Origin of the sequence: Paraburkholderia edwinii (assembly GCF_019428685.1) — a bacterium.
Lineage (GTDB): Bacteria > Pseudomonadota > Gammaproteobacteria > Burkholderiales > Burkholderiaceae > Paraburkholderia > Paraburkholderia edwinii.
On record NZ_CP080095.1, the window covers coordinates 1792531 to 1818946 of the forward strand.

Genomic DNA, 26416 nt, shown 5'->3' on the forward strand with positions numbered 1-26416 from the left:
CTCGCGTCAGGCGGGACTTATAATGGCGCACGGCTCTGTCGCCACTGCCTGATGTGCTGCCATGAGGTGCTGCCATGAGGCGCTGCCATGAGTCACGCGCGCGCCACGCGGTGAGCGTTACGTCCGGGCCGTCATTCCCGCGCCGCTTTGCCCGGCTGTCCGGTTTTGTGTCTGCTGCTTTTGTGTCCGCCGCTTTTGTGCCCGCTTATCCGTTCGCCCATCCGACATGCCCGATCTGCTCGCCAACCTGAATCCTGAACAACTTGCCGCCGTGACGTTGCCGAACGAACCGGCGCTTATTCTGGCGGGCGCCGGCAGCGGCAAAACCCGCGTGCTGATCACGCGCATCGCCTGGCTGATCCAGCACGGTTACGCGTCGCCGCCCACGGTGCTGGCGGTCACCTTCACGAACAAGGCCGCGCGCGAGATGATGGCGCGCCTTTCCGCGCTGCTGCCGATCGATACGCGCGGCATGTGGATCGGCACGTTCCACGGCCTGTGCAACCGGATGCTGCGCGCGCACTATCGCGACGCGGGCCTGCCGCAGACGTTCCAGATTCTCGACACGGCTGACCAGCTCTCGGCGATCAAGCGGCTCATGAAGGGCCTCAACGTCGACGACGAAAAATATCCGGCGAAGAACCTGCAGTACTTCATCAATAACGCGAAGGAGCAGGGGCTGCGACCGAAAGACGTCGATGCCACCGACAACTTCAACCGCAAGTTCGTCGAGCTCTACGAGGCGTACGAGCAGCAATGCCAGCGCGAAGGCGTCGTCGATTTTCCGGAGCTGCTGTTGCGCTGCTACGAGCTGCTTGCGCACAATGCGCCGCTGCGCGCGCATTACCAGGCGCGCTTCCGGCAAATTCTCGTCGACGAGTTCCAGGACACGAACAAGCTGCAATACGCGTGGCTCAAGATGCTCGCGGGCGAGCAGAACGCGATCTTTGCGGTCGGCGACGACGACCAGTCGATCTATGCCTTCCGCGGTGCGAACGTCGGCAACATGCGCGACTTCGAACACGAGTTCAAGGTCCGCAATCTGATCAAGCTCGAGCAGAACTACCGCTCGCACGGCCATATTCTCGATGCGGCGAACCAGCTGATCGCGCACAACGCGCGGCGCCTCGGCAAGAACCTGCGCACGGATGCGGGGCACGGCGAACCGGTGCGCGTCTATGAGGCGGCCACCGATACGCAGGAAGCAAGCTGGATCGTCGAGGAGATTCGCGCGCTGATCAACACGGGTTTGTCGCGCGGCGAAATCGCGGTGCTGTATCGAAGCAATGCGCAGTCGCGCGCGATCGAGCACACGCTCGTCAATGTCGGCATTCCGTATCGCGTGTATGGCGGGCTGCGCTTTTTCGAGCGCCAGGAAGTGAAGCACGCGCTCGCGTATCTGCGCCTGATCGACAATCCGAACGACGATACGGCATTTGCGCGCGTTGTGAACTTTCCGGTGCGCGGCATCGGCGCGCGTTCGATCGAACAGCTGGCGGACGCGGCGCGTCTTTACAACTGCTCGCTCGCGGCGGCGATTCCGTACGTGGCCGGCAAGGCAGGCTCGAGCCTCGGCGCCTTTGCGACCCTGATCGCGAAGATGCGCGCGGAAACGCAGCAGATGAGCTTGCCGGAGACGGTCGAGCACGTCGTGCGCGGCAGCGGTCTCGCCGATTTCTATCAGAACGAGCGCGAAGGGCAGGACCGGCTCGAGAACCTGCAGGAACTCGTCAATGCCGCGGCTGCGTTCGTCAGCGAAGAGGGCTACGGGCTCGATACGCCCGCGCGCTCGATTCCGCTGCGCCCGGGCGCCACCGCCGCGCCCGAAATCGCAGTCGAAACGGACGACCCGGGCAGCGTCGTGCTCGATCCGGCGAACCTCGCGGACCCCGCGCAGAATCCCGACACGATGACGCCGCTCGCGGGCTTCCTGTCGCACGCGTCGCTCGAAGCCGGCGACAACCAGGCGCAAGCGGGCCAGGACGCCGTGCAGCTGATGACCGTGCACTCGGCGAAGGGCCTTGAATTCACGGCGGTGTTTATCACGGGTCTCGAAGAGGGCCTGTTCCCGCACGAGAACAGCGCAATGGAAACGGACGGGCTCGAGGAAGAGCGGCGTCTGATGTACGTGGCGATCACGCGTGCGAAGGAACGGCTCTATCTTTCCTTCGCACAGAGCCGGATGCTGCACGGCCAGACGCGCTATAACATCCGTTCCCGGTTTTTCGACGAACTTCCGCAAGAAACGCTAAAGTGGCTCACGCCGAAAGTCGAGGCCGGTTCGCGCTGGGGTGGCCGTTCGGATAACGCGGGCTGGGGCCGCGACTGGTTCGGGCGCTCCAATCGCGAAGGCAGTAGCTACGAGAGTTACGACGGCGGCGCGTCCGCGGCTCCGCTACCGGCATTCGCGAACGAGCAGCGCGCGGCTGAAACGGGCTTTCGCGTCGGGCAGCAGGTGTTCCATACGAAGTTCGGCGAAGGCACGATCACTGCGCTCGAAGGCGGCGGCACGGACGGCAAGGCACAGGTCAGATTCAAGCGGCACGGCGAGAAGTGGCTGGCGCTCGCGGTCGCGAAATTACAGGCGGTGGAATGAGCGAAACGAAGGATGCGGGAACGAAGCAGCCAGTAGCGAGCGGCGCGCAGCGTGGCAGCGACGCCACAGCACGCCGGCCCCTCGGTGTGATGGCGGCGTTGCCCGACGAACTCGGCGATCTGGTGGCCGCGATGCGTGCCGAAGGTGAGGTGCGCACGGTGACGCACGGGCAGCGCGACTATCACGTCGGCACCGTGCACGGCGCGCCGTGTGTCGTGACGCTGGCGCGCGTCGGCAAGGTCGCGGCGGCGGCAACGGTCAGCGCGCTGATTCATGCGTTCGATGTCGCGGCGGTCGTGTTCACGGGCGTGGCCGGCGGTGTGGGGCGCGAGGTGCAGATCGGCGATATCGTCGTTGCGCACACGCTGATGCAGCACGATCTTGATGCGTCGCCGCTGTTTCCGCGCTTCGAAGTGCCGTTGCTCGGCATCGCGCGCTTTGCCGCCGATGCGTCGCTTGCCGAAGCGCTCGCCGCCGCATGCGAAAACTTCATTGCGCAGGAGGGCGGGGCGCTCGCCGAACGCTTTGGTACCGCGCGGCCGAGAGTGCACCGCGGTCTCGTGATCAGCGGCGACCAGTTCATCGCGAGTTCGGCGGCGGTCAACGCGTTGCGCGCGGCGTTGCCCGATGCGCTCGCGGTCGAAATGGAAGGCGCGGCGATCGCGCAGGTCTGCTACGAGTACGGCGTGCCGTGCGCGATCGTGCGCACGATTTCCGATACCGCGGACGTGCACGCGCCGGCGTCGTTCTCGACCTTTCTCGTCGAGATCGCCGGCACGTATTCGAGCGGGATTCTGCGGCGGTTCTTGCAGGGACGCGGATAAGCGGTCGGCTTATCAGGCGGTCTATCAAGGTCTATCCTGCGGCTTATCGAGCGGCTTATCGAGCGGCTTATCGAGCGGCTTATCGAGCGGCTTATCGAGCGGCCTATCGAGCGGTCTATCAAGCGGTCTATCAAGCGGTCTATCAAGCGGCCGATCAAGCGGTCTATCAAGCGGCCTATCGCGGCGCCGAGGCCGAAGCCTGCAGCGCATCGCGAATCTGCTGCAGCGCGGCCGGATCTTCGATGGTCGGCAAATCGCCTGGGTCGCGGCCTTCGGCAAGCGCCGCGATCGCGCGGCGCAACAGCTTGCCCGAGCGCGTCTTCGGCAGCATCGCAACGATATGCACGCGTGCCGGGCGCGCAATCGATCCCAACTGCCGGTCGACCGTTGCTGTGAGTTCCGCTTCGAGCTTCGCGCGCGCTTCGTCCGACGCGTAGCGGTCCGCGTCGCGCAGCACGGTGAATGCGAGCGCGGCCTGTCCCTTCACCGGATCGTTCACACCGACCACGGCGACCTCCGCCACCGCGTTGTGGCCCGACAGCGCTTCTTCGATCTCGCGCGTGCCGAGGCGATGGCCGGCGACATTGATCACGTCGTCGGTGCGGCCGAGGATCGTCACATAGCCGGTTTCGTCCTGTACGCCCCAGTCGAAAGTCGAGTAGACCGTCTGGTTCGGCACGCTCGACCAGTAGGTGTCGACAAAGCGCGCGTCGTCGCCCCATACGGTCGACATGCAGCCGGGCGGCAGCGGATACGCAAGCGTGATCACGCCTTTTTCGCCGGGCGCGCAGGGCTCGCCCGTCACCTCGTCGCGCAGCGTCACGTTATAGCCGTACACGGGCACGCCGGGCGAGCCGAGCTTCGGCGTGAGCGCTTCGACGCCGCGCTGGATCGCAAGAATCGGCCAGCCGGTTTCCGTCTGCCAGTAGTTGTCGACGACGGGCTTGCCGAGCGATTGCGCGACCCACGCGGCAGTCGGCTCGTCGAGCGGCTCGCCCGCGAGAAAGAGCGTGCGCAGGCTCGACAGGTCGGCGGCTTTCATCAATGCCGGATCCTGCTTCTTGAGCACGCGCAACGCAGTCGGCGCGGTGAACATCAGGTTGATTTTGTACTGCTCGACAAGCCGCCACCAGATGCCGCCGTCCGGACGGATCGGCGTGCCTTCGTACATGACGGTCGTCAAACCCGCGATCAGCGGCGCATAGATGATGTAGCTGTGCCCGACCACCCAGCCGATATCGGAGGCGGTGAACATCGTGTCGCCGGCGCGGCCTTCGAAGATGTATTCCATCGATGCCGCAAGCGCGACCGCATAACCGCCGACATCGCGCTGCACGCCTTTCGGACGCCCGGTCGTGCCCGACGTGTACAACACATACGACGGCTCGTTCGACTCGAGCCATTCGCACGGCACGTGCGCGTCGAAGAACTGCTCGCGCAGCGGCTCGTAGTCGAGCAGATAGGGCGCGCTGAATTTTTCCGGCGCGAGCTGGCGGTCGATCATCAGCACGTGCGGCGTCTTGTGCGCAGCGCGCGACAGCGCTTCGTCGATCAACGGCGCGTAGTCGATCACCTTGCCGCCGCGCGCGCCCGCATCGGCGGTGACAATCAGCATGGGCTTCGCATCGTCGATGCGCGCGGCAAGATTCGGCGCCGCGAAGCCGCCGAACACGACTGAATGAATCGCACCGAGCCGCGCGCATGCCAGCATCGCGAACACGGCTTCGGGAATCATCGGCAGATAGATCAGCACGCGGTCGCCGCGCGCGACGCCCAGCGAGCGCATGACCGCAGCCATGCGGTTCACTTCCGCATATAGCTCCGCATACGTATAGCGGCGCTCGATGCCGGTTTCCGTCGAGATATAGATAAGCGCCTGCTGTTGCGGACGATCGGCGAGATGGCGGTCGACCGCGTTATGGCACAGATTGGTCTGGCCTCCGGTGAACCAGCGCGCAAACGGCGGGTTCGAGCGGTCGAGCACGGTTTCGAACGGGGTATGCCAATGGATGCGCGCGGCTTCGTCGCGCCAGAACTCGTCGGGCGCTTCGATCGAACGGCGGTGGAATTCGCGGTAGCGGGTCATCGGCGGCGGTCCTTCGGGCAGGCGGGGCAGGACAACGGGTTTCCGGCGAACAACGATGCAACTGACGCAATCGGCATGCCGAAGCAGTATTGAGCACAGCATAGAGCAGGCGCGAACGCGCGGACAACGCGGGTTCACCATGACGCCGCGCGGTGGGAAAGGGGACAAGGAATGTCTGATATAACTGACATTCGCGCCGGAAATCCGCGAAATGTCAGTTATATCAGTCACCGGTGGCCGCATTAAAAAAGGGCGCCGCGAATGCGGCGCCCCTGGGCGACAACCATCAGCAATCGCGTTAACCCTTCGCGTGCTTCCCTTCGATATTCGGCAGGAACACCGTGAGAATGCCGATCAGCGGCAGGAACGAGCAGACCTTGTACACGTAATCGATGCTCGTGGCGTCCGCAAGCTCGCCGAGCACTGCCGCGCCGACGCCGCCGAGGCCGAACGCGAAGCCGAAGAAGAGCCCCGCGACCATGCCGACCTTGCCCGGAATCAGCTCCTGCGCGTAGACGAGAATCGCCGAGAACGCGGAGGCGAGCACGATGCCGATCACCACCGTCAGCACGCCGGTCCAGAACAGGTTCGCGTACGGCAGCAGCAGCGTGAACGGCGCCACGCCGAGAATCGACACCCAGATCACATACTTGCGGCCGATCCGGTCGCCGATCGGTCCGCCGATCACCGTCCCCGCCGCGACCGCCGCGAGGAACACGAACAGATGGATCTGCGCCGCCTGCACGGGCAGGTGGAACTTGTCGATCAGATAGAACGTGAAGTAGCTGTTGATGCTCGCGAGATAGAAGTACTTCGAGAACACCAGCAGCACGAGCACGCTCATCGCGAACGCGATCTTGCCGCGCGACAGCGTGGCGTGCGCGACGCCCGCGCGCGCTTTCTTCGTCGACGGATGCTGCTTGTACCAACGGCTCACCTGCGCGAGCACGACGATGCCGATCAGCGCCGCGACCGAAAACCACGCGATGCTGCGCTGGCCATGCGGAATCACGATCAGTGCCGCGAGCAGCGGCCCGAGCGAGGTGCCCGCATTGCCGCCCACCTGAAACAGCGACTGCGCGAGGCCATGACGGCCGCCCGACGCCATGCGCGCGACCCGCGACGACTCCGGGTGAAACACCGACGACCCGCAGCCGACCAGCGCCGCCGCGACCAGCAGGATGCCGAAGCTCGGCGCCACCGACATCAGCAGCAGACCGGCCAGCGTGAAACCCATGCCGACCGGCAGCGAGTACGGCTTCGGATGCTTGTCCGTATAGATGCCGATAAGCGGCTGCAGCAGCGAAGCGGTGATCTGATAGGTCAGCGTGATAAGGCCGATCTGTCCGAAAGACAACGCGAAGTTTGACTTCAGCATCGGATAGATCGCGAGGATCAACGACTGGATCATGTCGTTCATCAGATGCGAGAAGCTGATCGCGCCGAGGATCGAATAGACGGTTTGCGGCACCTTTGCGGTACTCGCCGCGGCGGGAGTGGATGCGCCGCCAGCCTGGGCGCCGGCGAGGGCGCGTTTGTCGAGGCTCGTTTCCATGGGGGTTGAGGTTGGGGTGGGTCGAACGGCCTTCGTCAAGCGGTGATACCGCTGCAATATCGACGAAGGATCGTATGCGATGGATTGTAATGTGGCTTGAGTCAGTTGTCCTGCCAAGATTTGTCGCGAATCGGACAAGGGCCGGCTGCCATCTGGCCGAGGGAACGGACGCCCGCTAAGCCCGGCTAAGCGTTAGCAGGGGCTGACCGCGAGATTTTGGCCGTGTATAACACCGCTCGCGCGGCCCACGAGGCGGCGCACAGGTGCGACAGCGGGAACGGGCGCGGTGGAAGGCAAGAACCTAAAGACCGCCGCCGCTGTTGCCGTCAACCTGTTATGAAGTTGAAAGGCCGCCGGAGCCGACCGTTCCGGCGGTTCGATACGGGGGAATAACGATGAAAACAGTTGCGCAGGGGAATCCGCGCGCCGGTTTATCGGTAAAGGCGACGCTGCGGCTCGCATTTGCCGTGCTGCTGGTCGGCACACTCGCCATCGGCCTATTTGCGCTGACACAGATCAGCCGCCTGAACGGCTCGACGCAATCGATCTACGAGCAGGGCTATATCGCGAACCGCGCGGCCGAGGAAGCACGTGGCGAAATGCTGCGCGCAAGCCGCGCGCAGAAGATGCTGCTCACGGCAAGCACCGCGAAAGAGCGCGAAGAACTCGGCACCGATATCGACAAGGGGCTCGCCGCGCTGAACGCGGAGTTGAACACGCTCGGCCAGTATGCGAGCACGCCCGACGCAGTCGCCCAGCAGAAGAAATTTGCCACGGCGGTTGCCGCGTGGAGCACTCACCTGCGCGACTTCGTCAAGCTCGTGCAGGCGCAACCGCTCGATCTGTCGCAGATGAACTGGCAGGTCGGCATGCAGGATGTGTCGCTGCTCGTCGAAACAGGCAAGCTCGAAAAACTCGTCGACGGACTCGTCGCGCAGCAGGGCACCGCCGCGAAGGCGACGATCGGCGCATCCACATTTATCTTCCGCTCGTCGTTCGTGATGATCGCGGCCGCCACGGTTGCGCTGATCGTGCTCGCGTTCGTCATCAGCGAGTGGGTCGTGCGGCGCCTTGCGCGGCAACTCGGCGGCGAGCCCGTCTACGCGAAGGAAATCGCGTCGCGCATTGCCGCCGGCGATCTGTCGAATGCGATTGCGCTCGGGAAGCGCGACACGTCGAGCATGCTGTCCGCGCTGTCCGATATGCAAAGCGGCCTGTCGACGACAGTCGCCGATATCGCCGCGAGTGCCGAGGCGATCGCATCCGCCTCGAGCGAGATATCGACGGGCAATCTCGATCTTTCGCAGCGCACCGAGCAGCAAGCGATGGCGCTCGAGCGCACCGCGAGCAGCATGGAGCAGCTCACGTCGACGGTGCGGCAGAACGCCGATAACGCGAAGCAGGCGCGCACGCTCGCCGACAACGCATCGTCGATTGCGGAGCAGGGCGGCAACGTGGTCGGCCGCGTGGTCGCGACGATGAACGAGATCAACGACAGCGCCAAGAGTATCGGCGACATCATCGGCGTGATCGAGGGCATCGCGTTTCAGACCAATATCCTCGCGCTGAATGCCGCGGTCGAAGCGGCGCGCGCCGGCGAGGAAGGCCGCGGCTTCTCGGTCGTCGCGGGCGAGGTGCGCAATCTCGCGCAGCGCAGCGCGTCCGCCGCGAAGGAGATCAAGGGCTTGATCGGCGCGTCGGTCGAGCGCGCGAGCAACGGCTCGCAACTCGCGCAGGACGCGGGGCAGACGATGGACGAAGTCGTCAAGGCCGTGAAGCGCGTCACCGACATCATGGGCGAGATTTCCGCCGCATCGGCCGAGCAGAGCTCGGGTATCGAAGAGATCAATCTCGCGGTCTCGCAGATGGATGCGGGCACGCAGCAGAACGCGGCGCTCGTCGAACAGGCGACCGCCGCCGCGCAGTCGCTCGACGATCAGGCGCGCGCGTTGAAGCAGATGGTGGGCAGGTTCCGGCTGCAGTAGTCGCGCAATCGCGCGGCTGCGCAGCCGTGCAGTTGCGCCGCCACGCCGCCACGCGCGTCAGGGTCTTTTCAGCGCTTCGATGCGCTGCGCCCAGGCGGGCGTTGCAGCCGCGTAGAACGCGTCGAGCGAAGTGATTAGCGCGTCGGGCCTCCCGAGATCCAGCCCCAGATGGCGCGCGGCCGTACGCAACGCATCGAGCGGCCGGCTCGCATCGAGCGCTTGCGCACCGGTCTGCTTGCTGAGCTTCTCGCCTTCCTCGTTGACGACGACGGGCACATGCAGATACGACGGTGTCGGCACGGCGAGACACCGCTGCAGATAAATCTGCCGCGCAGTCGAATCGAGCAGATCCGCGCCGCGCACGATGTGCGTGATACCGGCATCGGCATCGTCGACGACGACTGCCAGTTGATACGCCCACTGGCCGTCCGCGCGATACAGCACGAAGTCGCCGACTTCGGTCGCGAGGTTCTGGCTTTGCGGGCCTTGCCAGCGGTCGTCGAAGCGGATGATGGCGGGATCAACCGAAGCGCCGGCCGTTGCGCTGTCCGGCACACGCAACCGCCATGCGCGCGGCGCCTTGCCGTGCAGGCCGTCGCGACAGGTGCCCGGATACGCGAGCGTCGCGTGCCGCGCATGCGCGCGCACGAGCGAATCGGCAATTTCCTTTCGTGTGCAGCCGCACGGGTAGACGAGGCCGGAGGTGGCCTGCAGCTGCGCGAACGCGCGCTCGTAGTGCGCTGTCCGGCGGCTTTGCCAGACCGGCGGTTCATCGGCACACATGCCGAAACGTTCGAGCGTCTGCAGGATGTCTTCAGCTGCGCCCGGGACGGTGCGCGGCCCGTCGATATCGTCGATGCGCACGAGCCAGCGGCCGTTATGTGCGCGCGCATCGAGCCAACTGGCAAGCGCGCTGACGAGCGAGCCGAAATGCAGCGGCCCGGTAGGAGAGGGGGCGAAGCGTCCGCGGTAGGTCATCGCGATGTCGTCAGGCGGATATCACGCCACGCATCGTGCCGTGCCGCGGGATGGCGCGCCGTATCGCGCCGTGTCGCGGTGAGCTTCATCAAGTCGCGCGGCATCGCGGTGCGCCGCATCATGCCGCGCCGCATCGCGTCGCCATCATGCCGCGCGTGCGCCGTCACGCTGCGGATGACACGCAGCGCAGGTTTCGCCCGCCACGTAGAACGGCGACTGCTGCCCTTCGGGCGTGACCACCGCGCGGCAGCCGAAGCATTGCACGGTTGTCGTCGGTGTGAGATTCGGGTCGAGCGCGGTGCGGTAATCGAACACAAAGCACTCGCCGTGGTAATGCGCGCCGCCCACTTCCTCGAAGTACTTCAGGATGCCGCCTTCCAGCTGATACACGTGGTCGATGCCGACGTCCTTCATATGGATGGCGGCCTTTTCGCAGCGAATCCCGCCCGTGCAGAACGATACGATCGTCTTGCCTTCGAGGTCCGCGCGATTCTGTTCGATCACGTCCGGAAACTCGCTGAACTTCGTGATGCGATAGTCGAGCGCTTTGTCGAACGTGCCGACATCGACTTCGAATGCATTGCGCGTATCGAGCATGACGACCGGGCGCCCCGCATCGTCGTGGCCGCGATCGAGCCAGCCTTTCAGCGTGCGCGCATCGACCGACGGCGCGCGGCCGAGCTCGGGCTGGATCGCCGGCTTTTTCATCGTGATGATTTCGCGCTTGAGCTTGACGAGCATGCGGCGAAACGGCTGCGTGTCCGACACGCTTTCCTTGAACTGCAGGCTCGCGAACTTGCCTTCGAAGAGCGGATCGTGGCGGATGTAGTCGATAAACGCGCGCACGTTGTCGTGCGGGCCCGCGACAAACAGATTGATGCCCTCCGGCGCGAGCAGGATCGTGCCGCGCAAGCCGAGCGCGTTGCAGCGTTCGGTGACGAGCGGACGCCACGCCGCGATCGCATCGAGCGTCACGAACTGGTAGGCGGAAAGATTGAGAATACTCATGGTGATTCAGGGGCCGTCCGTTCAGGGGACGGCTAACCGGCAACAGGCAAACCCGTATTATCCCTCATCCCGCACGCGTGCCGGCGGCCGCGCGGTGCTTCGAGTCATCGCGCCGCTCGACCGGCCGCGCAACTGGCCACTCATTTGCACACTCAGCTGCCCACTCACCGCCCACTTAACCAGCCATTTGGCCTATAACGAACGGCCTATTGCGCAGGGGCGCGAGTTACAATACCGCCCATGTCAGATCCCCGCTTCGTCCATCTTCGCGTCCACTCCGAGTTCTCGATCGCCGACGGCATCGTGCGTCTCGACGACGTGGTCGCCGCCGCGGCAAAAGACGGCCAGGGCGCGCTTGCGCTCACCGACCTCGGCAACGCTTTCGGTCTCGTCCGTTTCTACAAGGAAGCGCGCGGCAAAGGGGTCAAACCCATTGCCGGCTGTGATGTCTGGATCACCAATCCGGCGGATCGCGACAAGCCGTCGCGGCTGCTGCTGCTCGTAAAAGATCGCGGCGGTTACCTGAATCTCTGCGAATTGCTGACCAAGGCGTGGCTCACGAACCAGTATCGCGGCCGCGCCGAAGTCGAAGCCGAATGGCTCGAGGGCGGGCTTGCCGAGGGCTTGCTCGCGCTGTCCGGCGCGCAGCAGGGCGACATCGGCATTGCATTCGCGGCCGGCAACGACGAGGCGGCCCGACGCAACGCCGAGCGCTGGGCGCGCATTTTCCCGAACGGTTTCTATATCGAGCTGCAACGCTGCGGGCAGCCGGGCGGCGAAGCGTATGTGCAGCAGGCGGTCGCGCTCGCGGCCGCGCTGAAGCTGCCCGTCGTCGCCACGCATCCGCTGCAGTTCATGACGCCCGACGATTTCACCGCGCACGAAGCGCGCGTGTGTATTTCCGAAGGCGACATTCTCGCGAATCCGCGGCGCCCGAAGCGCTTCACGACCGACCAGCACTTTCACACGCAGGATGAAATGGCCGCGCTGTTCGCGGACATTCCGTCCGCGCTCGCGAACACGGTGCAGATCGCGAAGCGCTGCAACCTGACGCTCGAACTCGGCAAGCCGAAGCTGCCGCTGTTCCCGACGCCCGACGGCATGTCGCTCGACGACTACCTCGTGCAGCTGTCGAAGGAAGGGCTCGAAAAGCGCCTCGAGCAGTTGTTCCCCGACGAGGCCGCGCGCGACGCGCAGCGCGAAACGTACTATGCGCGGCTCGATTTCGAGTGCGGCACGATCATCAAGATGGGCTTTCCCGGCTACTTCCTGATCGTCGCAGACTTCATCAACTGGGCGAAAAACAACGGCGTACCGGTGGGCCCGGGCCGGGGCTCGGGCGCGGGCTCGCTGGTCGCGTACGCGCTTGGCATTACCGACCTCGATCCGCTGCGCTACAACCTGCTGTTCGAACGTTTTCTGAATCCGGAGCGGGTGTCGATGCCCGACTTCGATATCGACTTCTGCCAGCACGGCCGCGATCGCGTGATCCAGTACGTGAAGGAGAAGTACGGCGCGGACGCCGTGTCGCAGATCGCCACCTTCGGCACGATGGCCGCGAAGGCGGCCGTGCGCGATATCGGCCGCGTGCTCGATCTCGGCTATATGTTCACCGACGGCGTCGCGAAGCTGATTCCGTTCAAGCCCGGCAAGCATGTGACGATTGCCGACGCGATGAAGGAAGAGCCGCTGTTGCAGGAGCGCTTCGATAACGAAGACGAAGTGCATCAGCTGCTCGAACTCGCGCAACGCGTCGAAGGTTTGACGCGCAACGTCGGCATGCACGCGGGCGGCGTGCTGATCGCGCCCGGCAAGCTCACCGATTTTTGCCCGCTCTACACGCAAGGCGACGAAAGCGGCGTGGTGAGCCAGTACGACAAGGACGACGTCGAAGCGGTCGGCCTCGTCAAGTTCGACTTTCTGGGACTCACCACGCTGACCATTCTCGACTGGGCCGAGCGCTATATCCGCCGGCTCGATCCGTCGAAGGAAAACTGGTCGCTCGCGCAGGTGCCGCTCGACGATCCGGCCTCGTTCTCGATCCTGAAGAAAGCGAACACGGTGGCTGTGTTCCAGCTGGAAAGCCGCGGCATGCAAGGCATGCTGAAAGACGCGCAGCCGGACCGCTTCGAAGACATCATCGCGCTCGTCGCGCTGTATCGCCCGGGTCCGATGGACCTGATTCCGAGCTTCTGCGCGCGTAAGCACGGCCGCGAAACGGTTGAGTATCCGGACCCGCGCGTCGAGCCTGTTCTGAAAGAGACCTACGGCATCATGGTCTACCAGGAGCAGGTGATGCAGATGGCGCAGATTATCGGCGGCTACTCGCTGGGCGGCGCCGACCTGCTGCGCCGCGCGATGGGCAAGAAAAAGCCCGAAGAAATGGCGCAGCATCGCGAGATCTTCGCCGAGGGCGCCGCGAAAAACGGCCTCACGCGCGCGAAGGCCGACGAAACCTTCGACCTGATGGAGAAGTTCGCGGGCTACGGCTTCAACAAGTCGCACGCGGCCGCGTACGCGTTGCTCGCCTATCACACGGCGTGGCTCAAGGCGCACCATCCGGCCGAATTCATGGCGGCCAACATGTCGCTCGCGATGGACGACACGGACAAGGTGAAAATCCTGTTCGAAGACTGCATCGCGAACAAGATGGCCGTGCTGCCGCCGGACATCAATATGTCGGCTTATCGCTTCGAGCCGGTCGCCGAAGCCGATGGCAAGCGCTCGCGCACGATCCGCTACGGGCTCGGTGCGATCAAGGGCAGCGGCCAGAACGCGATCGAAGAAATTCTGCGGGCACGCGAGGAAAGCCCATTTACCGACCTGTTCGATTTCTGCGCGCGGATCGACCGCCGCATCGTCAATCGCCGCACGATTGAAGCATTGATTCGCGCCGGTGCATTCGACACGCTGCATGCGAACCGCGCGCAATTGCTCGCGTCGGTGTCGCTCGCGATGGAAGCGGCCGAACAGGCGAGCGCGAACGCGATGCAGGCCGGTCTCTTCGATATGGGCGACGATTCGCCGTCGCAAGGCCACGAACTCGTCGACGAACCGGCATGGTCCGACAAGCGGCGTCTGCAGGAAGAAAAGAGCGCGCTCGGCTTTTATCTGTCCGGGCATCTGTTCGATGCGTACAAGGATGAGGTGCGCCGCTTCGTGCGCCAGAAGATCGGCGAGCTCAAGGAAGGGCGCGACAAGCTCGTGGCCGGCGTGATCTCGTCGCTGCGCACGCAGATGACGCAGCGCGGCAAGATGCTGATCGCGCTGCTCGACGACGGCACGGGCCAGTGCGAAGTGACGATCTTCAACGAGCAGTTCGAAGCGAACAAGCAGTTCTTCAAGGAAGACGAGCTGCTCGTCGTGCAGGGGCAGGCGCGCAACGACGCGTTTACGGGCGGCATTCGCTTTACTGTCGATACGCCGATGGATCTCGGCCGCGCGCGCAGCCGCTATGCGCAAGCCGTGAAGGTGCAGATGAACGGCAACGCGGATGCACATGCGTTGCGGCGCGTGCTCGAAGCGTACAGCGCGGCCGCCGATGCGGCGTCGGGCGCCGCTGACGAGCCCGTTTCTGTTTCTGCTTCTGCCGCGCGCGGGCGCGGCGGTAACGGCGGTGGCCGTGCACAGGGCAACGGCGGCGGCAACGGCTATGGCGGCTACGACAATGGCCGCGGGCAACGTGCATCAGCGCCGGCGCCGAACGGCCTCGCGGTGCAGATCGTCTATCGCAGCGAACACGCGGAAGGCGAGGTGCGCCTCGGCGACGCGTGGCGCGTGAAGCCAACCGACGAATTGCTGGCCGCGCTGCGCGGCGAATTCTCGGACAGCTCGATCGAAATCGTCTACTGAAGTCGCGGCGAGGTCGCCGCGACGTTGCCGCGAGCAAGCGCGAATGGCGCGAGCGCTGCGGCGCGTTTCGCTATTCGCGCGGCGTTTGCGCATCGAGATGCGCAAGCTTCAGAAAGCGGTAGTACACCGTTTCGGCATTGGACACCGCGATCATGAATCCGGCGCGGCCGTCGAGAAAACCGAGGCGCAGTACGTAGGTCCGCACGAACGCCCATGCGCCGCGCGCGAGCGCCTTGCCGAACCCGGCGCGCTGGCCTGCCGCATGCCGCTGTTTCGCGCCTGCCGTCGAATACGCGTCGAGCTTGCGCAGCACCATCTCGAAGTCTTCATACGAGTAGTGCAGCAGCTTGCCCTTGAGGCGCTGGACCGGCGTATCGAACACGAGCCGCTCGTGCACCAGATCTTCGGAGAAACGGGCGGCGCTGCGTTTGAAAAGACGCGGAATCCAGTCCGGATACCAGCCGCAATGACGGACCCAGTGGCCGCAGAACGACGACAGCCGGTCGATTGCATAGACGTCCGCACGCGGCGCGGCGAGCGCGGCCGCAATCGACACCGCCAGTTCCGGCGTCACGACTTCGTCGGCATCGATCGACAGAACCCAGGTGGTCGTAAGCGCATCGAGCGCGCGGTTCTTTTGCGGGCCGAAGCCGGGCCAGTCGGTGTCGATCACGACGCGTGCGCCGTGTGCCTGCGCAATCTCCACAGTCGCATCGGTGCTGCCGCCGTCCATGACGACGATCTCGTCGGCAAACGCAACCGACTGCAAGCATTGCGCAAGCCGCAACGCGGCGTTTTTCGTGATGATCGCGACACCGAGAGTGGGTTCTTTCATGCGTGATGGCGGTGATCGGTGTTCTGGGTCGCAGGGTCGCGCAAGTATACAATGCTGTTTTTCTTTGCCGGCCGGCGAATTCACCGTTTTTGTGGTGTTGTGCGCATGCGATGCGCGCGCAATCGGGCCATGGTCGCGTCATACGTTGAGCCATGCGCCGGTCCGCTTATCCTGAGGAAGTCTTGAGCGAAAAGCCTACGTTAAGCAAACCGATCGGAACGGGTCAGGCGTCGTCCGCAGTGAACGTATGGCGCAAGCTTTGGCCTTACCTGAAGCCGCTCTTCTGGGTCGTCGTCGGGGCGATCGTCGCGATGGCCGCGAGCGCCGCCACCGATGCCGCCATTCCCGCCTTGCTCAAGCCGCTGCTCGATCACGGTTTCGGCGAGCACGGCAGCGACCGCGCGAAATGGTTCGTGCCGATGGCGATCATTGGCCTCGCGCTCGTGCGCAGCACGTCGCAATACGCGTCGGGCTATCTGCTCGCGTATGTGTCGAACCGCGTGCTGCTCGATCTGCGGCTGAAGATGTTCGAACGCATGATCCACACCAGTGTCGCGTTCTTCCAGCGCGAGACGGCGAGCACCGTGATCAACGCGATCGTGTTCGAGGTCAACCAGATCCTGAACGTGCTGCTGGGCGTGCTCGTCACGCTCGTGCGCGATTCGCTGACCGTGCTGTTCCTGCTCGGCTACCTGTTCTATCTGAACTGGCGCCTCACGTTGATCGTCGCGGTGCTGCTGCCGACCATCGGCTGGCTGGTCGGCAAGATCAACCGGCGCCTGCGGCGCCTGAACCGTGAGCATCAGCTGCTGACGAACGAACTGTCGTACATCGTCGAAGAAACGGTCGGCGGTTACAAGGTCGTGAAGGTGCATAACGGCGAGCAGTACGAGATGGACCGCTTCACCGAAATGAGCAAGCGCCTGCGCGGCTATTCGATGCGGATGCAGGTGTCGGGCGGCCTCGCACAGCCGCTCACGCAGTTTCTCGCGTCGATCGCGCTGGCCGTGGTGGTGACCATCGCCGTGGTGCAATCGACGTCCGACCAGACGACGGTCGGCGGCTTCGTCGCGTTCGTCACATCGATGCTGCTGATCATCTCGCCGCTCAAGCATCTGATGGACGTCAACCAGCCGCTGCAGCGCGGCATGACGGCCGCGGAACTGATCTTCGGGCTGATCGACGAGCCGCCCGAGCCGGCCGGCGGCGGCTTGCCACTCGACCGCGCGAGCGGCGAGATCGAGTTCCGCGACGTGTCGTTCGCGTATGGCACGAGCGGGCCGATGCAGCGTCAGACGCTCGAGCAGGTCTCGTTCAAGGTTGCGCCGGGCGAGATGATCGCGCTCGCGGGGCCGTCGGGCAGCGGTAAGACCACGCTCGTGAATCTGCTGCCGCGCTTTTTCGATCCGTCGGGCGGCGAGGTTCTCGTCGATGGCGTGGCGTTGCCCGAATATGGCATTCACGCGCTGCGCAGCCAGATCGCGATGGTGAGCCAGGATGTCGTGCTCTTCAACGACACGATCGCGAGCAACGTCGCGTATGGGCAAACGCCCGATCGTGAGCGCGTCGTATCGGCGCTGCGCGCGGCGAACCTGTGGGATACCGTCGAAGCGATGGCGAACGGCATCGATACGCTGGTCGGCGACAACGGCATGATGCTGTCGGGCGGCCAGCGCCAGCGGCTTGCGATCGCGCGCGCGATCTACAAGGATGCGCCGATCCTGATCCTCGACGAAGCGACCTCGGCGCTCGATTCCGAATCGGAGCGCCATGTGCAGTCGGCGCTCGAAACGCTGATGAAAGGCCGCACGACCCTCGTGATCGCGCACCGGCTGTCGACGATCGAGCGCGCGGACCGCATTCTCGTGATGGAGGCGGGGCGCATCGCCGAACGCGGCACGCACCGCGAACTGCTGATGCAGAACGGGCTCTATGCGCATCTGCATCGGATCCAGTTCCAGCAGAACGCCGCGTGACCATGAAAATCGGCATCTCCAGCAACGCGCTCAAACATAGCGGCGGGCTCGAGCGATATGCGATGGACCTCGTGCGCGGCTTCGTCGCGGCTGGCGTGACGCCAGAGTTTTTTGCGCGGCGCTTCGATCGGTCGTTGCCGGAAGCCGCGATGGTCCACGCGCATCGGATCAACGTCTCGCTGCTGCCGGGCAAGTGGCGCGACGGCTGGTTCTCGCGCCGTTTGCGCGCCGCGCGGCGCGCCGCGGGCGTCGATGTGCTGATCGGCGTGAATCGCGTCGATTCGTCGGAAATTGCGATTTGCGGCGGCACGCACCTGGGCTTTCTACGCGCGACGGGCCGGCGGCGCAAGGGCTCCGACGTCAGACAGATCGCGCTCGAGCGCAGCCAGTACGACAATTCGAAACTGATCGTCGCGCACTCGCCGTTGATGCGCGACGAACTGCGCGAACTTTACGGTATTGCCGAGGCGAAGATTGAAGTGATGTATCCGCCCGTCGACGGCACGCGCTTTTCGCCGGTCGGTGCGGACGAGCGCGCGGCGCTGCGCAAGCGGTTCGGGTTTGCCGATCACGAGATCGTGCTGCTCTTTCCGTCGAGCAGTCACGACCGCAAGGGCTTGCCGCTGATCGAGGCCGCGCTGCGCGAGCTCGACGCGACGTTCGTGCTTGCCGTTGCCGGACGCCCGCCCGAGCGCGTGGATGCGCGCGTGCGCCATCTCGGCTACGCGAAGCATATCGAAGACTGCTACCGTGCCGCGGACTTCACGATACTCGCGTCGAAGTACGAGCCGTTCGGCCTCGTCGGCATCGAATCGGTGATGTGCGGCACGCCGGTCATTTTCCCGACGACGCTCGGCTGCTGCGCGGCGATCGCGCCGCACGCGAAACACACGTTCGAACCGAACGACGCGGCCGACCTGCGCGCGACGCTCGAGCGGATCGCACAGCAACATGCGCAGGCGGGCGCCGCGAGTTCGGCAACGCCCGCCGATGTGGCGCGCGGCGGTGTGCTCTACGACACGCGCATCGCAAGCCATGTCGATACGTTGCTGCGCGCCGCGCAGCGCATCGTCGAGCGTCGCTGACTGCCGCGCCTTCGACTGCTTTGCGCAGCGTCGTTATCCGCTGCTTCGCCGTCCCTTCTAGCCGCTTTCCGCCGTTTCCAACCGCTCGTTCCTTCAAGCCGGACGCAGCCTGCGCAACGTTTCGAGCCCTGGTCCAAGTCGTGAACGGCACAGGCTGCATGTTATGATCGGCCGTTCGTGTTTCAGCCTTGTGCAGTCTGCCGTGCGCGCGAACTCGCCGTTACTGTGCCTGGTTTTTGCCTGTTTCACCGCACTTATTTCGTCAGGCTTAACGCGTCATGCTGTCACGCTGACGAACCGGCTGAGCATTGAAGTCTGCTGTAAAAGTGTGCCGACTTTTTGGGATATACCCGGTCGCGTGTCGTGTGGCCTGATGTGTGAAGCGACCGTTCAGAATGAAACCGCTGAAGAAGTAAGCAGGGGAATGCGGCTTCTTGCCGGATAACGGCGTACAGCAAGATGACAGGCGGGATTCACTCGCCGATACCCCGATGAGTCGACTAGCTGGACGTATCCGAATTTTTGCCCGCGCGCTGCCGCGGCTCCTCGCGAAGCCGCTGCGCCGCAAGCCGTTGCATCCGCAACGGATTCTGATCGCACATCATCTATTGCTCGGCGATACGCTGCTGCTGGCGCCGCTGCTCGCAAAGCTGCGCGCGCAGTATCGCGACGCGCAAATCGTGCTCGCCTGCCCGAAGGCGATCGTGCCGCTCTATGCGGGCCGGCCGTATGGCGTGACGGCGTTGCCGTTCGATCCGCGCGATTTCGCAAGCGTGCGCAGTGTGTTGCGTTCGGGTCCGTACGATCTCGGCATCGTGGCCGGCGACAACCGGCATAGCTGGCTCGCGCTTGCCGCCGATTGCCGCTGGATCATCGCGCATGCGCACGATGTGCCCGCATGGAAAAACTGGCCCGTCAACGAAGCCGTGCCGTATCCGGCCACGCCAGCCGCATGGGCCGATCTGGCGGCCGATCTCGTGCCGGGCGTCGAGCCGCGGGCCTATCATCCAGACGATTGGCCCGCGCCGGCCCATGTCGAACTCCCGCATGCCGACCTGCTCGCGCAGCCGTACGTCGTGCTGCATCCGGGCGCGAGCACCGCGGTCAAGCGTTGGCCCGACACGCGCTGGCTCGAGGTGGCACGGTTCGTCGAAGCGCTCGGCTATATGCCGGTATGGAGCGGCGGGCCCGGCGAAGTCGAACTGATCCGCACCATCGACCCCGATCCGCGCCATCCGAATCTTGCAGGCAGGCTGGGGCTCGGCGAACTGTGGCATCTTTTCGCCGGCGCGAAAGCGATCGTCTGCCCCGATACCGGCGTCGCGCATCTGGGGCGGCTCGTCGGCGTGCCGACTGTCGCGCTCTTCGGTCCCGGTAATGCATCGATTCACGGCGCCGGCCGATACTGGCGCAATATGCCGTTCTTCGCGGTCACGATTGCCGACATGCCGTGCCGCGATGAGCCTTTTATTTTCCGTCGCAGGGTCGAGTGGGTGCGGCGCTGCGATCGCAACGCGACCACCTGCGTCGCGTGGCGCGGCGACCATGCGGACTGTATGGGCCGGCTGTCCGTCGCCGCGGTGTGCGACGCGCTACACAACGTTCTGGTGAAGGTGCAATGAGCCTGATTGCGGCGCGCGTCGAGCGCGCACTCTGGATCGCGTGTCCCGTGCTTCTGTTCGTCATGATGTTCGCGCACATGACGGCGATCGTTTATATCGCGCTTGCCGTGCTCGCAATCGGCACGCTGGCAGCCGCATGGTCCGCGTTCCGCACGGGCGGCGTACGGCATCTGAAGTGGCCGCTGGCGTTGCCGATCGCGGCGTGGGCCTCGTGGACGCTGGCGTCGATCGGCTGGTCGTTCGCGCCGTCGGTGAGCCTGCACGCATGGTTCGACGAAGTGTTTTATCCGCTCGTCGCATTCTGGGCGTTCTGGGTGCTCGGCAAGAAGAGCGCGCACCCCGAGCGGCTCGTGCTGGTCGCGTGGCTCGCGTGTGCGGTGCTCGTGCTGACGAGCGTGGTCTACTGGGGGCGTCTGCAGCCGCCGACCGCCGATACCTTCCTGTTGCACTACTACGCGCGCGTCGGCCACACCAGTACGCTCGCGATCTTCGCGCTTACCCTGTTTGCCGGCACGCTGCTGACGCGGCGGCGCTGGCGCGCGGTGGGCGCGCTCGGCATCGTGCTGTGCCTGTTCATCGGTCTTGCGACCTTGAACCGCTTCTTCTGGCCCGCGGTCGCCGTGACGCTCGTGATCGCGTTCTATCCGCTGTATCGCCGGCATCTGGTGCTGGCCGCGCTGTCGATCGTGATCCTGGCGGTCGCGGGGCTCGGCACGCTGGAACTCAGCTCGCGCCTCAGAATCGGCGAAGCGGTGGTGCAGGCGCCGCGCAGCGCGCTGACGATCGACGGCCACGCGATCTACCTGCCGCATGCGCTATCGGGCATCGACGATACGATGGCCGGCGATACGCGTCCGCGTCTGTGGGCGTTCTACACGTCGGCGGCAAAATCGCATGAATGGCTCGGGATCGGTTTTGGCAAGCCGCTGCCGGGCCTCGCGTATCACAGCGTCATGCCGGACGCGCTGCTGAAATTCGAGCCCGTTGCGCTTACGCATGCGCACAACCTGTTTCTCAATACGTGGCTGCAAACCGGGGTGATCGGGGTTGCGCTGCAGATCGTGCTGTTCGTCGCGCTGATCGCGCGCTTCTGGCAATTGCGGCGCGTCAACCTGTGGTTATGCGCGGCGGGCGTCGCGCTCGTCGTCGGCATGATTACGAAGAACATCACCGACGACTTCATGTGGCAAACGACCATGCTCGCGTTCTGGTCGTTCGCGGGCCTGATGCTCGGCTGCGGCGAGCGGCAGCGCGACGGGCACGTACAGGCGCCACGGGAGTCGCGTGTCGAGGATTTGGGCAAAGGGTCGCGCGACGCGTAAGCTCGCGCGGCTTGCGTGTTCAGCGCTCACGCGCTCATGCGCTCGTACGCTCACACACCGCTCGTTACGAGCGATAACACCGACAGATCCGGATGCGTGCCGTCAATAATGCCGCGGCCGACGTTGAGCGCTTCGGCGAATGCGTCTTGCGCCGTTGCGAACGCGTCGTCGCCGTCCGCATGAAACGGCACGGTATGGCCGGGCAGCGCGACATTGGCGCCGGGATGGCAAACGTAGCCGATATACGTGTAGCGCGCGGGCTTGCTTTCATCGGCTGACACATAGGCCGTGCTGTTCGCGAGGTCGGCGCCATGTTTGAGGCGCGTCGACACATGAATCTCGAACCCTTCGTAGTCGACCGCTTCGTGATCGACCGTTTGCGAACTGACGTCATCGTCGGACATGGTGGCCTCGCTACAACCGTGATGTTGCGACAGCGGGTGCTGCCAGCGAGTGCTGATCAATGCCGATGCCGCATCCGTTCCCACAGGTGACGGCGATCGAAGCGGCCTTCCGTGCGGTCGGCCGTTTTGCCGCGATGGGTTTCGCGCCGCAACTGATGCGTGAGAAGAATCGCCGCGAAAGCGATGAGCACCACTGCTATCACGACGCTTACCATTGATTCAGCCATGGCAGCCTCCGTTTGATTCCGATCACATCTAAAAGTCTAGGTGATCCCGGTGATCCGCACGGCCCGCGCGTGGTGGCGCATCGGTTCCCAATATGTAACGGCTTGTAACGACTACACGGAGCGGGACGAAATTGCCTGGTCGGCGCCGCGGTCAGCGCTTGGGACGACGGTCGTCGGCGAGCAGCGCCTCGAGCCCGAACAGCCATGCAATGCCGAGCGTCAGAAGGCCGACGGGCGTCGGCTCCGGTTCGGCTTCGGCGGCGCGCGCCGGCGCTGCGAGTGAACTGAAGCATTGACCGAAACCCGGTGCTTCGGCGGTGGACTCTTCGATGATTTCGATACGGTCGGCATGCATGGCGGTGGTCCGGCGTATGGTGTGGTATGCCGATAAAGCAAGCGCTGTGCCATCTCGTCGAATGCCCCGCCAGACGGGGGTTATGCGGTAACTGCGAGTTCGTCCTATGCCATCCGGCCGAGGCGAAGTTCGCTTTTACCGTAGCTACAATTGGAGCTTGCAACGCGCCACTTTTCGTAGCTACAATATATGCAGATGCACGTCACTTATGACTCGTTGAAGAACGAGAGCAACGTCGCCAAACACGGTGTCGATTTATCGTCTGCAGCGTTTCTCGACTGGTCGGAGGTGATGGCTTGTGTCGATACGCGCCGCGATTACCTCGAAGTTCGGGAAATCGGCTACGGCATAATCGGCGAGCGTCTTTTTTGTGTCGTCTTCACGCAGCGCGACGACACCATGCACATCATCAGCCTGCGCAAGGCGAATCAGCGAGAGGTCAGAAACTATGTCGAGCAAATCGAAGATCGTCATGCCGAGTCCGGATGAAGACGCAGCGATCAACCGCGGAATCGCGGCGGATCCTGACACCTTCGAAGTCCCCGCTGAAGCATTCAGGCAGATGAAGCCGCTCGGCTCGCGCGGCCGGCCGCGTCTCGAGTCGCCGAAAGTGCTTGTGTCGATCCGCTACGACGCGGACGTCATCGAACGCTTTCGCGCGACCGGCGAAGGCTGGCAAACGCGCATGAACGATGCGTTGCGCGATTGGCTGCGCGCGCATCAGCCGTCGTAAGTGCGTGGGTCAAAGGCGCTGGGTCAAAGGCATTGCGGCAAAGCTGTTGTGAAGCCGTGAGTGAAACCGGCAGTGAAACCGCGTGCGAAGCCGTTTGCGCGCCTACATCAGCACGATGTCGTACTGCTCCTGGCTCAGATTCGATTCCACCTGCAACGACACCGGTTTGCCGATAAAGTCGATCAGCATCGCGAGATGCTGCGACTCTTCCTCGAGGAACAGATCGATCACCTGCTGCGACGCGACGACGCGAAATTCGCGCGGATTGAACTGCCGCGATTCGCGCAGAATTTCGCGCAGCACGTCGTAGCAGACGGTGCGCGCCGTCTTGACCTGCCCCTTGCCCTGGCACACGGGGCAGGGCTCGCACAGCACATGCGCGAGCGATTCGCGCGTGCGCTTGCGGGTCATTTCCACCAGCCCCAACTGCGAGAAGCCGTTCACCGTCACGCGCGTGCGATCGCGCGCGAGCGCCTTCTTCAGTTCGGACAGCACCTGGTCGCGATGCTCGACGTTCTCCATATCGATGAAGTCGATAATGATCACGCCGCCGAGGTTGCGCAGCCGCAATTGCCGCGCGATTGTATGCGCGGCTTCGAGGTTCGTCTTGAAGATCGTATCGTCGAAGTTGCGCGCGCCGACGTAGCCGCCCGTATTCACATCGATCGTCGTCATCGCCTCGGTCTGGTCGATCACGAGATACCCGCCCGATTTCAGATCGACGCGCCGCGATAACGCGCGCTGAATTTCGGTCTCGATGTTGTACAGATCGAAAAGCGGCCGCTCGCCCGTGTAGTGATGCAGCTTCGCATGCACGGCAGGGGTGAATTCCGTTGCGAAGTCCGAGAGCATCTGAAACGTCTCGCGCGAGTCGACCTGAATGCGGGACGTATCGTCGTTGACGAAATCGCGCAGCACGCGCTGCGCGAGATTGAGATCCTGATACAGGAGGCTCGTCGGCGGCAGGCGCTGCGACTGCGACTGGATCGTCGCCCACGTCTTGCGCAGATAGGCAACGTCCGCAGCGAGCTCTTCGCTTGTCGCATCCTCGGCAATCGTGCGCACGATATAGCCGCCTTTTTCGTCCACCGGCAGCACCGACGTGAGCCGCGCGCGAATCGCTTCGCGCTCCGCTTCGCTCTCGATTTTCTGCGAGATGCCGATATGCGGTTCCTGCGGTAAATAGACGAGCGTGCGCCCGGCAATGCTCACCTGGGTAGACAGCCGCGCGCCCTTCGTGCCGATCGGATCCTTGACCACTTGCACCATCAGCGTCTGGCCTTCGAAAACAATCTTTTCGATCGGCTGATGCGGTACGTTCTGCTGCGCCTCTCCCGCGATGCGCGGATGCCAGATGTCGGCCACGTGCAAAAACGCGGCGCGTTCGAGACCGATATCGATGAACGCGGATTGCATGCCCGGCAGCACGCGCACGACCTTGCCGAGATACACATTGCCGACGCGCCCGCGCGACAGCGTGCGTTCGACGTGAAGCTCCTGTACGGCGCCTTGCTGGACCAACGCGACACGCGTCTCCTGCGGCGTGACGTTGATCAGGATCTCTTCGTTCATGGTGTTGTTCTAGAAGTCGATGCGCGCCGCACGCAGCAGCGCGGCGGTCTCATAAAGCGGCAAACCCATGATACCCGAATAGGACCCGTCGATATGTTCGATGAACTCCGCGGCGCGTCCCTGCACGCCGTACGCGCCGGCCTTGCCGAGCGGCTCGCCGCTGGCCGCGTAGCGTGTGAGCGCAGTGCGCGTGACCGGCGCGAAGCGCACGCGCGATGTGGAGAGCACAGCGGGCAACTGCGCGCCGGCCGCATCGACGACGGCTACCGCGGTTAGCACTTCGTGGTCGCGGCCGGCGAGGCGCGCGAGCATTTCGACTGCATCCTCGGCGTCGCGGGGCTTGCCGAGGATCGCTTCGTCGATCGTGACGGTTGTATCGGCAACCAGAATCGGCGAGGTGGCGCGGCCACTCGCGTCTAGACGCTCACGCGCGGCGCGTGCTTTAAGCACGCAGACGCGCATCACGTAATCGTGCGCGCGCTCGCCGGGCAGTTCGGCTTCGAGCGCTTCGGCGTCTTCGTCGGGACGCGGCAGCAGCAATTCGAAGCGCACGCCGAGCTGCTGTAGCAACTCCTGCCGGCGCGGGCTTTGCGACGCGAGATAAACGAACGGATACAGAGCGTTAGACGACGATGGCATGAATGAATCCTGGCAAATGGGTTCAAGCGCGCTTAAGCGGGTTCAAGCGGGTTCAAGCGGGCTTAAGCGCGGCTGGAAACAGTGAACGGCGCTGGCAATGCGCTTGAGTGTGAATGTGCCACGGCGCCTGCGGCAGCGGCGCATGCACGCCGGTGCCGCTCGCAACGCATTAGACCAGAAGCGGAAACGAGCCGTCGCTGACATTCGACATGGGAGGCAAGGGGGAAAAGTAAAGCAACCGTGCCACCCACGGGCACGCGAGCGACTCGCCCGCGCGCCGCACATTCACGCGCGGTGATACGGATGATTCTGCGTAATCGTCCACGCACGATAAAGCTGTTCGGCAAGCAGCACGCGCACCATCGCATGCGGCAGCGTGAGGCTCGACAGCCGCAGCATGAGGTCGGCGCGCGCCTTGAGTGCAGGGTCGAGTCCGTCGGCGCCGCCGATCAGGAACGCGACGTCGCGACCGTCCTGCTGCCAGCCGGGCAGGGCGCCGGCCAGCTGCATCGTGGTCCAGTCCTTGCCGCGTTCATCGAGCGCGACGAGGCGTGCGTTTTTCGGCAGCGCCGCTTCGATGCGTTGCCGTTCAGCGGCCATCACGCTGTAGGCCGGACGCCCGGACGAGCGTTGCTCCGGTTTGATTTCGCGCAGCTCGATGCGCAGTTCGGGCGGCATCCGCTTCGCGTATTCGTCGAAGCCGGCGGCGATCCAGTCGGGCATCTTATGGCCGACGGCCAGGATGTGCAGTTTCATCGGGAA

The 26416-nt window shown here is 64.3% G+C and carries 21 protein-coding genes; 10 read left to right on the forward strand and 11 right to left on the reverse strand.

The features are described 5' to 3' along the window. Positions 1–226: 226 nt before the first annotated feature. Both KZJ38_RS07995 and KZJ38_RS08000 read left to right on the forward strand, forming a co-directional pair. Positions 227–2596, forward strand: a complete 2370-nt coding sequence (locus tag KZJ38_RS07995) for a UvrD-helicase domain-containing protein (RefSeq protein ID WP_219799549.1) — start codon at positions 227–229, stop codon at positions 2594–2596. An 89-nt stretch (positions 2597–2685) separates the two neighbouring features. Next, on the forward strand, positions 2686–3420 hold the full coding sequence (locus tag KZJ38_RS08000; RefSeq protein ID WP_246641741.1) for a 5'-methylthioadenosine/adenosylhomocysteine nucleosidase: 735 nt from the start codon (positions 2686–2688) through the stop codon (positions 3418–3420). Between the two features lie 175 nt (positions 3421–3595). On the opposite strand, the gene KZJ38_RS08005 is transcribed toward KZJ38_RS08000, so the two are convergent. Then, entirely contained in the window at positions 3596–5506 is a 1911-nt protein-coding gene (locus tag KZJ38_RS08005) for a propionate--CoA ligase (protein ID WP_219799551.1), read from the reverse strand. A 298-nt stretch (positions 5507–5804) separates the two neighbouring features. Then, entirely contained in the window at positions 5805–7061 is a 1257-nt protein-coding gene (locus KZJ38_RS08010; RefSeq protein ID WP_219799552.1) for an MFS transporter, read from the reverse strand. Between the two features lie 395 nt (positions 7062–7456). Here KZJ38_RS08010 and KZJ38_RS08015 point away from each other — a divergent pair, with 395 nt between their 5' ends. Then, entirely contained in the window at positions 7457–9046 is a 1590-nt protein-coding gene (locus tag KZJ38_RS08015; protein ID WP_219799553.1) for a methyl-accepting chemotaxis protein, read from the forward strand. Between the two features lie 57 nt (positions 9047–9103). On the opposite strand, the gene gluQRS is transcribed toward KZJ38_RS08015, so the two are convergent. Both gluQRS and KZJ38_RS08025 read right to left on the reverse strand, forming a co-directional pair. After that, positions 9104–10024, reverse strand: coding sequence for a tRNA glutamyl-Q(34) synthetase GluQRS (gene gluQRS, locus KZJ38_RS08020; RefSeq protein WP_219799554.1), 921 nt, complete (start codon positions 10022–10024; stop codon positions 9104–9106). A 144-nt stretch (positions 10025–10168) separates the two neighbouring features. Beyond that, positions 10169–11032: a sulfurtransferase gene (locus tag KZJ38_RS08025; protein WP_219799555.1), complete on the reverse strand. Its 864-nt coding sequence runs from the start codon at positions 11030–11032 to the stop codon at positions 10169–10171. 231 nt (positions 11033–11263) lie between these two features. On the opposite strand from KZJ38_RS08025, the gene dnaE reads away from it, so the two are divergent. Beyond that, on the forward strand, positions 11264–14884 hold the full coding sequence (dnaE, locus tag KZJ38_RS08030) for a DNA polymerase III subunit alpha (RefSeq protein WP_219800176.1): 3621 nt from the start codon (positions 11264–11266) through the stop codon (positions 14882–14884). Between the two features lie 70 nt (positions 14885–14954). Here dnaE and KZJ38_RS08035 read toward each other — a convergent pair whose 3' ends face one another. Next, a complete protein-coding gene (locus KZJ38_RS08035; RefSeq protein ID WP_219799556.1) occupies positions 14955–15719 on the reverse strand; it encodes a glycosyltransferase family 2 protein in 765 nt (254 codons plus the stop codon). Positions 15720–15901: 182 nt separating this feature from the next. On the opposite strand from KZJ38_RS08035, the gene msbA reads away from it, so the two are divergent. From msbA to KZJ38_RS08055, 4 genes are all read left to right on the forward strand, one after another. Continuing rightward, positions 15902–17695 carry a lipid A export permease/ATP-binding protein MsbA gene (gene msbA / locus KZJ38_RS08040; RefSeq protein WP_219799557.1) on the forward strand — a complete coding sequence of 598 codons (1794 nt, stop codon included), beginning with the start codon at positions 15902–15904 and terminating at the stop codon, positions 17693–17695. A 2-nt stretch (positions 17696–17697) separates the two neighbouring features. Beyond that, on the forward strand, positions 17698–18780 hold the full coding sequence (locus KZJ38_RS08045) for a glycosyltransferase family 4 protein (protein ID WP_219800177.1): 1083 nt from the start codon (positions 17698–17700) through the stop codon (positions 18778–18780). Between the two features lie 491 nt (positions 18781–19271). Beyond that, positions 19272–20402: a glycosyltransferase family 9 protein gene (locus tag KZJ38_RS08050; protein ID WP_219799558.1), complete on the forward strand. Its 1131-nt coding sequence runs from the start codon at positions 19272–19274 to the stop codon at positions 20400–20402. Then, entirely contained in the window at positions 20399–21724 is a 1326-nt protein-coding gene (locus tag KZJ38_RS08055; RefSeq protein ID WP_219799559.1) for an O-antigen ligase family protein, read from the forward strand. The genes KZJ38_RS08050 and KZJ38_RS08055 overlap by 4 nt, the downstream gene beginning before the upstream one ends. A 50-nt stretch (positions 21725–21774) precedes the next feature. Here the strand turns inward: KZJ38_RS08055 and KZJ38_RS08060 are convergent, their stop codons facing one another. From KZJ38_RS08060 to KZJ38_RS08070, 3 genes are all read right to left on the reverse strand, one after another. Next, the gene (locus KZJ38_RS08060; protein ID WP_219799560.1) at positions 21775–22128 is read right to left on the reverse strand and encodes a hypothetical protein; all 354 of its coding nucleotides are present in this window, start codon (positions 22126–22128) and stop codon (positions 21775–21777) included. A gap of 56 nt (positions 22129–22184) precedes the next feature. Next, positions 22185–22355 carry a hypothetical protein gene (locus KZJ38_RS08065; protein ID WP_219799561.1) on the reverse strand — a complete coding sequence of 57 codons (171 nt, stop codon included), beginning with the start codon at positions 22353–22355 and terminating at the stop codon, positions 22185–22187. A 151-nt stretch (positions 22356–22506) separates the two neighbouring features. Then, the gene (locus tag KZJ38_RS08070; RefSeq protein WP_219799562.1) at positions 22507–22710 is read right to left on the reverse strand and encodes a hypothetical protein; all 204 of its coding nucleotides are present in this window, start codon (positions 22708–22710) and stop codon (positions 22507–22509) included. Between the two features lie 195 nt (positions 22711–22905). Between KZJ38_RS08070 and KZJ38_RS08075 the strand changes: the two genes are divergently transcribed. Next, positions 22906–23199, forward strand: a complete 294-nt coding sequence (locus KZJ38_RS08075; protein WP_219799563.1) for a BrnT family toxin — start codon at positions 22906–22908, stop codon at positions 23197–23199. Further along, complete coding sequence (locus KZJ38_RS08080; protein WP_219799564.1) at positions 23159–23443, forward strand: BrnA antitoxin family protein; 285 nt, start codon at positions 23159–23161, stop codon at positions 23441–23443. The genes KZJ38_RS08075 and KZJ38_RS08080 overlap by 41 nt, the downstream gene beginning before the upstream one ends. Positions 23444–23545: 102 nt before the next feature. Here KZJ38_RS08080 and rng read toward each other — a convergent pair whose 3' ends face one another. The 3 genes from rng to rlmH form a co-directional block, all read right to left on the reverse strand. After that, the gene (gene rng, locus KZJ38_RS08085; RefSeq protein ID WP_219799565.1) at positions 23546–25015 is read right to left on the reverse strand and encodes a ribonuclease G; all 1470 of its coding nucleotides are present in this window, start codon (positions 25013–25015) and stop codon (positions 23546–23548) included. Positions 25016–25024: 9 nt separating this feature from the next. Further along, positions 25025–25654 carry a Maf family protein gene (locus KZJ38_RS08090; RefSeq protein ID WP_219799566.1) on the reverse strand — a complete coding sequence of 210 codons (630 nt, stop codon included), beginning with the start codon at positions 25652–25654 and terminating at the stop codon, positions 25025–25027. Positions 25655–25939: 285 nt separating this feature from the next. Beyond that, the gene (rlmH, locus tag KZJ38_RS08095) at positions 25940–26410 is read right to left on the reverse strand and encodes a 23S rRNA (pseudouridine(1915)-N(3))-methyltransferase RlmH (protein ID WP_219799567.1); all 471 of its coding nucleotides are present in this window, start codon (positions 26408–26410) and stop codon (positions 25940–25942) included. Positions 26411–26416 lie beyond the last annotated feature (6 nt).

What these genes read in the sequence shown, in the direction of transcription:
- KZJ38_RS08070 (WP_219799562.1), bottom strand. Translation starts at nt 22,710, where the DNA reads ATGCATGCCGACCGTATCGAAATCATCGAAGAGTCCACCGCCGAAGCA.
- KZJ38_RS08035 (WP_219799556.1), bottom strand. Translation starts at nt 15,719, where the DNA reads ATGAAAGAACCCACTCTCGGTGTCGCGATCATCACGAAAAACGCCGCG.
- KZJ38_RS08060 (WP_219799560.1), bottom strand. Translation starts at nt 22,128, where the DNA reads ATGTCCGACGATGACGTCAGTTCGCAAACGGTCGATCACGAAGCGGTC.
- KZJ38_RS08000 (WP_246641741.1), top strand. Translation starts at nt 2,686, where the DNA reads ATGGCGGCGTTGCCCGACGAACTCGGCGATCTGGTGGCCGCGATGCGT.
- gluQRS (WP_219799554.1), bottom strand. Translation starts at nt 10,024, where the DNA reads ATGACCTACCGCGGACGCTTCGCCCCCTCTCCTACCGGGCCGCTGCAT.
- rng (WP_219799565.1), bottom strand. Translation starts at nt 25,015, where the DNA reads ATGAACGAAGAGATCCTGATCAACGTCACGCCGCAGGAGACGCGTGTC.
- KZJ38_RS08075 (WP_219799563.1), top strand. Translation starts at nt 22,906, where the DNA reads ATGCACGTCACTTATGACTCGTTGAAGAACGAGAGCAACGTCGCCAAA.
- KZJ38_RS08090 (WP_219799566.1), bottom strand. Translation starts at nt 25,654, where the DNA reads ATGCCATCGTCGTCTAACGCTCTGTATCCGTTCGTTTATCTCGCGTCG.
- KZJ38_RS07995 (WP_219799549.1), top strand. Translation starts at nt 227, where the DNA reads ATGCCCGATCTGCTCGCCAACCTGAATCCTGAACAACTTGCCGCCGTG.
- rlmH (WP_219799567.1), bottom strand. Translation starts at nt 26,410, where the DNA reads ATGAAACTGCACATCCTGGCCGTCGGCCATAAGATGCCCGACTGGATC.
- KZJ38_RS08055 (WP_219799559.1), top strand. Translation starts at nt 20,399, where the DNA reads ATGAGCCTGATTGCGGCGCGCGTCGAGCGCGCACTCTGGATCGCGTGT.
- KZJ38_RS08045 (WP_219800177.1), top strand. Translation starts at nt 17,698, where the DNA reads ATGAAAATCGGCATCTCCAGCAACGCGCTCAAACATAGCGGCGGGCTC.
- KZJ38_RS08025 (WP_219799555.1), bottom strand. Translation starts at nt 11,032, where the DNA reads ATGAGTATTCTCAATCTTTCCGCCTACCAGTTCGTGACGCTCGATGCG.
- KZJ38_RS08080 (WP_219799564.1), top strand. Translation starts at nt 23,159, where the DNA reads ATGTCGAGCAAATCGAAGATCGTCATGCCGAGTCCGGATGAAGACGCA.
- KZJ38_RS08010 (WP_219799552.1), bottom strand. Translation starts at nt 7,061, where the DNA reads ATGGAAACGAGCCTCGACAAACGCGCCCTCGCCGGCGCCCAGGCTGGC.
- KZJ38_RS08050 (WP_219799558.1), top strand. Translation starts at nt 19,272, where the DNA reads ATGAGTCGACTAGCTGGACGTATCCGAATTTTTGCCCGCGCGCTGCCG.
- KZJ38_RS08015 (WP_219799553.1), top strand. Translation starts at nt 7,457, where the DNA reads ATGAAAACAGTTGCGCAGGGGAATCCGCGCGCCGGTTTATCGGTAAAG.
- KZJ38_RS08065 (WP_219799561.1), bottom strand. Translation starts at nt 22,355, where the DNA reads ATGGCTGAATCAATGGTAAGCGTCGTGATAGCAGTGGTGCTCATCGCT.
- KZJ38_RS08005 (WP_219799551.1), bottom strand. Translation starts at nt 5,506, where the DNA reads ATGACCCGCTACCGCGAATTCCACCGCCGTTCGATCGAAGCGCCCGAC.